This is a genomic window from Mesorhizobium sp. M2A.F.Ca.ET.037.01.1.1, assembly GCF_003998075.1.
GTDB lineage: Bacteria > Pseudomonadota > Alphaproteobacteria > Rhizobiales > Rhizobiaceae > Mesorhizobium.
This window is the reverse complement of the sequence record NZ_RZSA01000100.1, coordinates 1-10,960: the sequence shown is the minus strand read 5'-3', so window position 1 is coordinate 10,960 and position 10,960 is coordinate 1. Positions and strand designations below refer to the sequence as shown.

8 protein-coding genes and 1 pseudogene are annotated in these 10,960 nt (G+C 57.7%); 5 read left to right on the top strand and 4 right to left on the bottom strand.

Annotated features, from left to right (window positions below; translation table 11 throughout):
* Window positions 1-1,820, top strand: a 1,820-nt coding sequence (locus EOA27_RS07805; RefSeq protein ID WP_127255859.1) for an AAA family ATPase, incomplete at its 5' end; no start/stop codon positions are given.
* 21 nt (window positions 1,821-1,841) lie between these two features.
* Here the strand turns inward: EOA27_RS07805 and EOA27_RS07800 are convergent.
* Entirely contained in the window at window positions 1,842-2,126 is a 285-nt protein-coding gene (locus EOA27_RS07800; RefSeq protein ID WP_185928960.1) for a hypothetical protein, read from the bottom strand.
* A gap of 104 nt (window positions 2,127-2,230) precedes the next feature.
* On the opposite strand from EOA27_RS07800, the gene EOA27_RS07795 reads away from it, so the two are divergent.
* From EOA27_RS07795 to EOA27_RS07785, 3 genes are read left to right on the top strand one after another with little or no spacing between them, the layout of a single operon-like run.
* Complete coding sequence (locus EOA27_RS07795) at window positions 2,231-3,688, top strand: metallophosphoesterase (RefSeq protein WP_126057628.1); 1,458 nt, start codon at window positions 2,231-2,233, stop codon at window positions 3,686-3,688.
* A 2-nt stretch (window positions 3,689-3,690) separates the two neighbouring features.
* Window positions 3,691-5,757, top strand: coding sequence for a hypothetical protein (locus EOA27_RS07790; protein WP_126057629.1), 2,067 nt, complete (start codon window positions 3,691-3,693; stop codon window positions 5,755-5,757).
* Window positions 5,754-6,809: a hypothetical protein gene (locus tag EOA27_RS07785; protein WP_126057630.1), complete on the top strand. Its 1,056-nt coding sequence runs from the start codon at window positions 5,754-5,756 to the stop codon at window positions 6,807-6,809. The genes EOA27_RS07790 and EOA27_RS07785 overlap by 4 nt, the downstream gene beginning before the upstream one ends.
* A 606-nt stretch (window positions 6,810-7,415) precedes the next feature.
* Here the strand turns inward: EOA27_RS07785 and EOA27_RS07780 are convergent.
* Together EOA27_RS07780 and EOA27_RS07775 are read right to left on the bottom strand one after the other, a co-directional pair.
* Entirely contained in the window at window positions 7,416-8,474 is a 1,059-nt protein-coding gene (locus EOA27_RS07780; protein ID WP_024504268.1) for a class I SAM-dependent methyltransferase, read from the bottom strand.
* Between the two features lie 57 nt (window positions 8,475-8,531).
* Window positions 8,532-8,752, bottom strand: a pseudogene (locus tag EOA27_RS07775) (insulinase family protein); the annotation flags it as partial.
* A 1,054-nt stretch (window positions 8,753-9,806) separates the two neighbouring features.
* Here EOA27_RS07775 and EOA27_RS42005 point away from each other — a divergent pair.
* Entirely contained in the window at window positions 9,807-10,172 is a 366-nt protein-coding gene (locus EOA27_RS42005; protein WP_245454714.1) for an extracellular solute-binding protein, read from the top strand.
* Between the two features lie 464 nt (window positions 10,173-10,636).
* Here the strand turns inward: EOA27_RS42005 and EOA27_RS07765 are convergent.
* The coding region (locus EOA27_RS07765; RefSeq protein ID WP_189561980.1) for an FAD-dependent oxidoreductase at window positions 10,637-10,960 on the bottom strand (324 nt) is incomplete at its 5' end.

The window sequence follows — 10,960 nt, the reverse complement described above, 5'->3', positions numbered from 1 at the left end:
ACCCTTCAACGATGGCGACAAAGCGTCGGCGTGCCAAGGCGGCCTTGGAAAAACTGCTGACTGCATCTGAACAGATCGACGCGGCTCTCTCAGCGGCGGCCCTCGAGATTTATCGCAATCTATATGCAACAGCCGATTCTACAGCGCAGGCTGCACAACTTGCCGCCTCAGGAGCGTTCGCGACTATGCCGTTGAGCGGCGTTGGGCTTTCTCCCTGGCGGTATATGTTCGACCATGCACGAGCCTATTTAGCGAGCGTCACTGGCATCGATCATCAGCACTTGCCAGATCAGGAAGGCGATCGTTGCATGCTCTGCCAGGAGCCGATGACGGCGGACGCCGCGGGGCGGATCCAATCCTTCAATGACTTCGTAACGGGCGCCGCAAATAAGGCGGCGCAAGTCGCATCTATTGCCCATGAAGAGGCCCTGCGCCAAATCAAAGGACTCACCATTGCGACCGGGGAGGCGGTTGAGGCGGCTCTCGGAGAGTTTGGCGATCTGTCCGCCGCACGCAAGGCGATGGTGGCCCTGATCTCGGCATATTATGTCGAGGCAGGTAAAAGGCGTGATGCAATTGTCGTTGCGGCTGCGCTGTCCGAGTACGCTGCGTTCCCGCAACTTGCGGCGCCAGTTGCATCGAAACTCCGAACGGAGGCGGAGGCGCTAGAGGCCGAAGCGCTGACGGACGACAAGGCAGCGGCCGACGACGGGAACCGCGCTACCGATCGAGCTCGTCGCGATACACTCAAGGATCGGAAAAAACTGGGCGACGATCTCACCATCGTTCTCGCGCGCTTGGCGAATCTCGAAGAGCGGCGCAAGCTTCTCTCATGCTGCGATGCTGTCGAAACAGGCTCGGTGTCACGGCAGATGACGTCGCTTCGACGAAGCCTCGTCATGCAGGATCTCGAAAAGCGCGTCGTCGCCGAGATTGAGACTCTGGCGTTAACGCACATCCCGTTCGCAGTTAATGATCGTAGTCAAGATGGGCAGAGCTATTTCGAGGTCGGGCTCAACGCGGCAAAAGCGATCTCAAACAGCAAGGTCTTAAGCGAAGGAGAGCAGCGCGCGCTTGCCCTGGCCTGTTTCTTAGCCGAGGTCGGAGGAGACACATCGCGTCAAGGCATGATCATCGACGACCCCGTGTCATCTCTCGACCATGTTCGGATCAGGCGGGTCGCGGCAAGGCTCGTAAAAGAAGCGGCCACAGGACGTCAGATTATTATTTTCACCCATAATCTTCTGTTCTTCAACGAGGTGGTTGACGCAGCTGCGCAGGCCAATCCGCCGATTCCCCTTGTTCGAAACTACATCAACAAGTCCGAATCTGCCGGTTTTGGCTTGATTAGCGAAACTGACGAGCCGTGGATCGCACAGTCTGTCACGAAGCGCATCGAGACTCTCAAGACGCGCCTGAAGAGCTTCGACGGCGCCACTGATTTCACCACCGATGCTTGGCGAAGGTCAGCGAAGGATTTCTACAGCGATCTTCGGGAAACCTGGGAGAGGCTCGTTGAAGAAATCCTGCTCGGTAAAGTCGTCGAGCGATTTAACAGCGATGTCAAGACACAGAGCCTGAAGGGTGTGGTGGTCGAGGACGAAGACCACAAGCGAATCTATTGGGCCATGAAGCGAGTTTCGGAGCGTTCTGGACATGACATGGCGTCCGCCAAGGCCATTCCAGTTCCAACACCAAACGATATGAAGAGCGATCTTGATGGAATTGACCAATATCGTATCGACACCACCAAACGAAAAAAGGATGCCGAAAAGCGCCGGATTGAATTCGAACAGCCTCCCAAGGCGACTGTACTCTAGCCTAATGACTATTGTCGTGTATTACTGGCCCTCACTGGCTTCATCCTGCTGCGCATGCCGGTGTCCGCCTGCCGCGGGCGAAGCCGACGTGACGAGGAAGTATCGCGAGGGCGCCAAGCCATCAATGGCTGTGCGCTCGCTCTTCATCTTGGATTTCAGCGCCGAGAAGCCTGACCGCTGGTAGTGCTTCGCCTGCACAATGTCGCCGCCGGCAAGGGCATGTCGACCATCCATCGCGTCGTCCGGTCCCTCGGGAAAGGCCTCGAAACGCTTGTCGATCTCGCGACCTACGAGGTCGCGGGCCAAATCCTCAAACTCGTTATGGGACAAACTCGAGAAATCATAAGCCATGCGCCCAGATTGAGTGCCCATTTGGTGGGCAGACAAGCAACCGGGGGCACAATTGCGTCGTGCCTCTCCATTACCAACAAAAAGATAAACGCGCTTTCCAGGCGATGCGGTCGGATGATCGTTTCGCGCTTGGCAAAAGCGAACGGATTAGTCTATGGCTCTCGGCGGGGGGGCGAGTTATGCGACGGGTGCGAATCCTTCAAGTAGGCGATATTCACTATCCGGATTGGCATCCTTCCTCTAGCAACATCGATGCCAAGGATAGCAAGTTCGCTCCGAAAATAACGCAGAAGCTACGCGCGTCTTCGCTGCGTGCCGTCTTGACGAAGCTTCGGCGGCTGACGACTTCGAAGCCCTTGGATTCGATCGCCTTCATGGGGGATTTCACGAGCCGTGGCGACAAGACTTTCATTGCTTCGGCATTCCAGCATTTCACGTTGCTCTGCCGCGCACAGGGGCGCAGTTCAAAGGCGCTTCCGTTGATATTCGTACCGGGAAATCACGATGTGAACCGTGATGACGCGCGCGAACTTGGACCGACTGAGAAATTCAGCGAAATGGCGAGTTTAGCCGCCCGCTTGGGTTGGCAGACCGTTCCCGTGGACCAACCCGTGCACTTCAGACTTCCGACAGGATCCGCAGGCGCAAACTTCATCCTCGTCAACACAGCGATAGGCAGTTGGGAGCTTCAGAACCTTCCCGCGTTCCTTCGTGATCGTCTCGAGGCACTCGGTCCTTCTACAGAACCTGTAGATCTCGGCTCGCCGGACACCTCGGGACATTCGCCCGCGACACCTCCCAGCGATCCAGACAAGGAGGCGTCCGACGACGAGTATTACGGTCAGATGGACACGCCATACATCTCGCGTGAGATGCTTGCAGGCCTACAGGAATTGCTCCAGCAGCCCGACATGCGTTACGGCATCATGATCGGCCATCACAATCTGCTGCCACAAAAGACTCCGCGCATTACGCCATACGCGGAGATGCTCAACAGCGGATTTGTCAGAACTCAGCTGCTGCAGGGCAACAAGCCTATCGTCTACCTGCATGGACACATACATGCCGATCCGGTCGAGATCGTCAACGATCCAAGGTTTCCGGACGGCAAATTGATCTGCATCTCAGCACCAGAGATACAGTCAGGTTTCAATGAGCTCGTCTTCTTCACGACCGATCAGGGAGAGCTCGTCGGCATCCGACTTATACCCTACCGCACCAATGTCGCCGACGGGACGGTCATGGAAGGCGAACATTGCTTCATCTCGACTATGTCCAACGGCAAGGCCTTTCTGAACAACGACACGTTTGACCTGATGCGCCGACTGCGCGACCATGCCACCAGGCGCGGGAATGGGTTACTCTTCTGGGACGAGATCACTGAGATTGCCGCCTCCGCCGAGCTCGGGCTAGATTTGGAAGACTCTCTTCTGATGCTCCAAGCGGCGCGCTTCGTCGAGATAGACGGCCTCACGAAGGCAAACTCGGCTTGGCGCATTAAGGTAAGGGACGAATAGAGATGGAGAATCCGTTCGGCCCCAACAGGATCGAGTACGAAAGTCGCCCGATACTGTGGTTCAGTCAGAAGTCGGCCTTGATTTCTGCCGCCGCCAAGCCGGTCTTCGTCGCAGGGACGAGAGGCAGCGGCAAGACCAGTATTCTTCGCTCGCTTTCCACAGTTCATATCCTCGAAGACAAAAGTCTCGCGGACCAAGTCGGCAAGCTCGGCTGGTATGGCGTCTTCTTCCAGCTCAATGAGACATTTTCGCCCCTAATCGACAACGCGGTTCTGAACCTCATTCCGGAGCGGATACGCTTCGACACGGCCGCCGTGATCCCGCGGCAATTCGTAATCTTCTCTCACTATCTGGAGCTGAAGATAGTCGAACGCCTGCTCGAGAGCATCAGCCAGCTCAGACGCGACAGCCACTTGAAATACCGGGCCTCTGAAGATAGGGACGTCGCCTTGGCACTGCATCGCGAAGTGCTGCACTTCATACCCCAACCTGCCCGTCTCGACTTCTTCAGCATAGATGAGCTGCGGGGTGGGATAACCCGGTACGTCGACGAATGCTTCAACGCGTTCTTCTTTGCCGCCGATGAGGGAGCGACCGGCTTCAGAGCGACAGACCCTGGCGCGATCATTAACAAGGTCGCGACCGCGATCACCCCACTTTTAAATGGCCCATCTTTCGCCGGTGACAGGGCGCCCTTCTTCAAGATCCTGATTGACGACTGTGAGGCACTGACACCGCTCCAACAGCAGTTCCTGAACACCTTGGTGAGGAAGACGCGCGGCAATGTGAAATGGGTCCTCGCCTACATCGGCGGCCTTTACGACACGATCCGGACGATCATACCCGGCCAGTCGCTCTCGAATGCTGACCGGGACGTCGAGAATCTTGATTCAGTCGATCCGAGGGAGTTCGCCACGCTGTGCGAGAACGTGTCGTCGCTTCGGCTCTACTATGCGCTTCCTGACCATCTGCGGAGTGATCTCAAGCGCAACGATGCGCTCAGCGCGTTTTCGCTCAAAAACCGGCTGGGGCGGCTTTCCGTCAATGACATCATCGAGCGGGTTATCATATCGGGTCATTCCGAGGGCAGAGAAGAGCTTGTGGCACTCGCTGATGCAGCACGTGAATTCCTCTCCGTGAATTTGAGGACGGCGGATCAGCAGCAATTCCTTCTTGATCGAAAAGCGCGCCCTTATGCCGAAGGGCTGGCGCTCGCGCTCATGAACCCGGAAATCAAGCGCCGGCCCATGAGCAAGGCGGATGCTTCAAATCTGAAGAGGTCGATCGCCCGGAAACAGGGATGGGCTTTTCTGAAAGCGTGCCAGATGCTGCGTCTGCATGACTACCCGTACGTAGGGCACCAGATCATCACATCATTGAGCGACGTCTGTATACGCGATTTCCTTGATATAATGGGAGAGATCTTCCGCCGCAGTGTTCCGAGTTCCAGTGATCCACGAAAACTGGTGGAATTCATCAACTCGGATTTACAGATTCATCTCGAACAGCAGAGACAGGCTGTGAACGCCGCCTCTCAACGGAAGCTTGATGGACTTCAGGCGCTTTCACATCCGTACGAAGAAGAGAGCGTGCGCATGGTGCGGGCGTTGGGTTACCTGACCGCTCGCCTCCAGACAGAGTTTGCCGAAGAAAATGCTCTAGGAACGACAGAGAGAGGCATTTTCAGGGTTGATCTAAAGGAAATGCGCTCGCTGGTGAACCGACTGGAGCAACCCAGCGGAAAACTGGACGAGGTCCTGCGTCGGGCGGAAAGGGATGGGTTTATCCGGGAGGTCTCCGCCGCCGGCAACTTTGAGGTGGACCGCGCCGACCCCGCATCGAAGGAGATGCTGATCAGATTGCATCGGCGATTTGCACCTTACTTCGGGTTCTCCTATCGCGGCCCGTACGAAATCAACACAATCCCTGCGGCGCAGATGGTCGACCTGCTTTTTACCAGGCATCGGCTCCCAGAAGACTGGGCCGACTCGGTGTTTAAGGAGCTCGTCGCGCGGCCCGCACTCAAGACCGAATTCCAGCACTCGCTTTTCGAGAGCGATCTCGAATGACCGCTTCAACTGTCGAGTATCGAGTCTTCGGCCATCTGGCCGTCACTGAGAAGGCGAGAGATGCAGGTACCTGCGAAACGATGGAGGCAGATATCGCGATCGTCGCGCTTGGATGGGAAACGCGTTTCGCCGCGTTCGAAAACCATCTTGACCTGAAGGTCGGCAAAATCGTGGTTCTGGACTTTGCTCTGAAGGAAGCGAACGTCCCAGCCGTCGAAGAAAACCGGCGAAAGCTCATCGCTATGGGTACCCGATGGGGCGTCGAAGTGACTGCGATCACCCTCGAGCCTTCCATCGAGTATCAGAAGAACATCAATCTCCTCGATCACCTGCTCACTCAGATGGCCGCTTCATGTGGCTCATACGAAGGAAGCCTGCGGAAGGTTTTCGTCGAGTGCTCGACGATGCCGCGAATCTACATCCAATGGCTGATTGCGGTGGCATTCAAGAAAATGTCGATTCAGTCTCTCGAATTCGGGTACGCCGAAGGTATCTACGGGAACGCGATCGGCAAAGAGGATTTTTCCAGCGGCTTGGACCGATACGTCACCGTCCCTCATCTTCAAGGCAGCGGAGGAATGGGCGAAGAGAAAGTCCTGCTCGTGGGGATCGGAGGAGATGCCGACGTATTCTACGGATTGATCGATATCGTCAGTCCGGAACGGATCTCGCTCCTCGTCCCAAGAAGCGAGAAGAATGCGCATATCGATGCTTTGCTCGATCAACAGGTGGCCAAGGTACGTGAAACCCACCGGCTCGAAGATGGCGAAGTTCGCGACATCCAGGCTTTCGGGCTGATGGCCCACCTCGATGCTTTCGAGACGTATCTCGACGGGTTCGGCTCGCGTGCGGTGGTGAACGTTTTTGTCAGCGGCCCGAAGGTTCAGGCCATCGCTGCTGCCGTGCTCGCCTGCTCCGACAGCCGCGTCCATCTCAAGGCACGAATTCCCACCTCCTATGCCCATCGTGAAGTCTCAGCGAATGGGCGGTATCATATCTATAGGCTGATTGACCTGACATCCCCTGCCTGCAGCCTTCCCGGGACGTTCTGACACGATCTTGCATTCGAGTAGCATCATGGTCCCAGTAGCCGTTCCGCCAAGCCTTCAGCGCATGTTCGTGTCGCCCGATCCGGTCGATGGGGGACTAATTCCCACTTAGAAGCTGCTCTACATCAGATCAGGGGAAATGCAGACTGGCAGAATTCCATAATTAGCGACTCAAAACATATACTCAGGCGAGACTGTTTAGCATAGAAATAGTGAGCGCTCTCCAATATGTTAGGCTCTGTCGCAGTAGCGCAACAAGCTCAGTCTTTGGATGGGTGGTATGAGGATGAGACGACTGAATGTGTACAGGCTCAGTCATTTTATCGAGGCTCTCGTTTTTGTCGTAAGCGCGTTCGGTGCGACGTGGCTTACCAGCTTTGTGAACGCGCCATGGTGGGCATATGTGATTATAGCGGCCATCACTATGGGCATGTTCGTAGCCGTGCGTCGGGTCCTTTCTGAGCCGCAACGTATGGGACTCTTGGCACACAACTCGGCAGCGACCTCTGCGTGAACCCAGGCGCCTTGAAAATGTCCCCGATGCGTCCGGATTTTTGGCGGTGATCTTCAATCAAATGCGATGAGCTGCAATTTCTGGCGACGGCCACGCTAAGGGCGGGCCTCCAGCACCATGTTGAACGGTGTCTCCGCGGCGCGACGCAATCGCTTGAAGCCGCCGCCGGTCACAACCTTGCGCAGCCTCGCCTCACCGGCCTGGGCTCCAAGCGCGAGCCCGACTTCCTGCGACACGGATGCGGGCGTGCACACGAAAGTGGAAGCGGCATAGTAAACGCGGCCGACGGGATTGAGGTTCGCCGCCAGATGATCATGCGCGAACGGCTCGACGATCATCCACGTGCCGTCCGGCTTGAGCGATCCGTGGACATGGGTGGCGGCGCCCGTCGGGTCGCCCATGTCGTGAAGGCAATCGAAGAATGTGACGAGGTCATACGTTCCGGGATAGCTCTTGGCGGCCGCCACGTCGAACCGCGTGTTAACGCCGACGCCGGCTACCTCGGCCGCCTTGCGGGCGCGCTCAATCGAGGGGGCATGATAGTCGAAGCCGACGAAGCGCGAATTGGGGAAGGCCTGTGCCATGAGCACGGTCGATGCACCATGACCGCATCCAACATCCGCGACGTCCACGCCGCGTTCGAGCTTCTCGACGACGCCCTCCAAGGCCGGCAGCCAGGAGTCGATCAGATTGGCATTGTAGCCTGGACGGAAGAACCGTTCCGTACCGCGAAACAGACACGCGCTATGATCGTGCCACCCGACGCCCTTGCCGGACTGGAATGCCTGCCTCACCTTTTCTTCATCGAGCCACAGCGCGGACAGGAACTCGAATGCGCCTGCCATGAAGGCCGGGCTGTCTTCATCAGCGAACACCAGCTCTTGCTCGGCGTTGAGATAGAATTTGTCGCTCGCTTCATCGTAGTCGACGTAACCCGCCGCCGCCTGCCCGGAAAGCCATTCCCTTACGAGGCGTTCCTGGGTGCCGGTGCGTGTCGAAAGTTCGGCGGCCGTCATCTTGCCGCCTTCGCGCAATGCCTTAAACAGGCCGAGTCTGTCCCCCAGCAGGACTCCCGCGCCCGTTGCGATCGCACCGAGATCGCCGACCATTTTCCCCAAGAATGCGTCCAACTTTTCCTGATTCGCTTCAGACATCTGAATCTCCCTTTGGGTTCAATCTCTCCAGGCGACGGAGCCGTGCTCGTCATGAGGCGCCTTGAGCATCAGATGCTCGAAGACATGCAGATATCCCCGGCGGCTCATCCGCGCTGCCGATCCTGCACCAGACCATATCGGTGACGAGCGGCGCGGTGGTCGGGAATGACAGCCACCTCCATGCCGTTGAAAAGCAGGAAATCCGTCACTTTGCCCTCGTCGGTAACCGGCGGAGCCGGAGTGGTCGTCACCAGGGCAAGCCCTGTTGCAGCAGGTATCCTTGGGCAGCCTGTCAGAACATCGATGACTCCGGTTGTGGTGCCGGGGCGGGCGATCAGGGGCCAAGTGATTGTTCCGCGGCGGCTGTATGTTGTGGTAAGGTGATCATGCGAACTCTTGTTGGTCGGTCACGTGTTTTGCGGATGACCCGCATGTACTGTGCCAAATGAGAAAACCATTCAAACGCAATCCAGTAGATCTGACTGTATCCGACATTGTCGGAATTTGGACATCGCCGAACGCGAAGCGCTCGGGGCTTGTGACGATACTTGAGCGTGCTGCTTCGGAGGAGGGATGCGCCTCGAACCGGCCGCGAGGCCTTTTTCTGGCAACGGATATTCCGGCCGGGTTAGGCCGCGAGGAAAGCGACGGTGAATAAGAGGTAGAGGACCAACCGTTTTGAGCGGGTAGTTGCCGTGTTGCGCCCCCAGGCAAAGGCCAGCACCACGGAGCAGTATTTCTGGTGGCGATACTACATCGCCTTTAAGTGCCGGTTACCCGTTTTTACCCAGTTGGCCTGGTGCATTCAGAGCGAGGTCGTTGGAAACCGCTTATTGTGGCTATGAGCAAACTCGGGATGGAGGAGTGGACCCAAAAATTGGCAAAATGCCCCAGGGAGGATTACATGGGTCGCTCATTCCCCGTACTCGTTACAGGTGCGCGTCGCTACGCAAACAGCTTGCTTTTGACTTGGCGTTTCTTGCCGTTTCGGCATCGCTCACTAATTCGGCCGCTGCCGACACCGTGAACTGGCGTCAATTCGAAGGGACCAGCATAACTTGGGCCTACGACATCCACCCCTATGCGGATGCTCTCGCTGCGCAACTTTCCGGAGTTCGAGAAGCTGACCCGGCATCAAGGTCACGCCGGAACTCTACCCAGACGATTCTTACTGGAACAAGATGACGATCCAACTGACGACGAAGTCGCCAGCATGGGATGTGTTCGGCACTGGCATTCAGCCCGCGTAGGACCTCGCTCCGAGTGGCGCCTGCTGGACAAATACCTGAGTGATCCGAAGCTTACCGATGCTGGATACGACTACATTCGGACATGATCAAGAAGTGCGCGGCTCCTTCCTTCGCCAATGATAACTGGAACCAGGTCGTGGACGGCATCTCGTCCGGCCGCACCGCGATGACGATCGACTCAAAAATGTTCGGCTTCTGGAACGATGTTGCGGGGAAGCCGGCATCCGGCAAGATCGCCTTCGCTCCGCCGCTGCACGCACCGAGCGCCACGAGCTTGGATTCTGACATCTGGATCTGGGCTCTCGCCATGAACGCGGCTTCCGAAAAGAAGGGCACGGCCTGGCTGTTCATCCCGTGGGCCACCTCCAAGCAGGTGGCGCTCAAGGGTGCCCTTGCTGGCCAGCTCGTCAATCCGCCGCGCACGTCGACCTGGCAGGACGATACCTAGACTAAGTACGCTTCGCAGCCCGAGTTCAACAACTTCGTTGACAGCTTCAAAAAGATACAGGATCAAGCCGCGCTGGCTTTCACACCGCGTGTCGGCTTCGGCGAAGCCATGAACGCATGGGCCGTGGCGATGCAGAAGATGGCAAACGGCGATGACGTCGAGACGACGTTGAGGGCGCTTGCCGAAGAAATCCGCACTGGCCTCTGATCAAAAGGAACAGGGCAGTACTATTGCACTGCCCTGTTCCCGCCAACGGCGGAGATCACGCCGTGTCACCCCAAGCACTTAAACCCAGCGCTGCTTCGCCCGGCCGCGCCGACGATTTTTCTTGGCCGCCAAGGCGGCAGCCTGCGGCCGGGGCCACAACCGAAACGACCACGGCGATCAGTCCGTAAGCTGCCCGGGGCAGCGGAAGGGCGGAAAGCGCCTTCAGGTGGCCGCACAAGTAGGGTCTCGAGACGGACTCAGCGCGGCAGCACGCTCGATCCCATCAGCGCCTCATCGATGGCGCGCGCCGCCTGGCGGCCCTCGCGGATCGCCCAGACGACCAGCGACTGGCCGCGCCGCACGTCGCCCGCCGCATAGAGCTTTTCGACGCTGGTCCTGTAGTCCCGGTCATTGGCCTCGACATTCTTCGAGCGGCGGCTGTCAATGGCGATCTTCATCTGGCCAGCCAACTCCGACACCGGCCCGACGGCGGCCGGCCCGGCGAAGCCGATAGCGATGAAGGCGAGATCCGCACGGATGACGAATTCCGTGCCGGCGATCGGCTTGCGCTTTTCATCGAC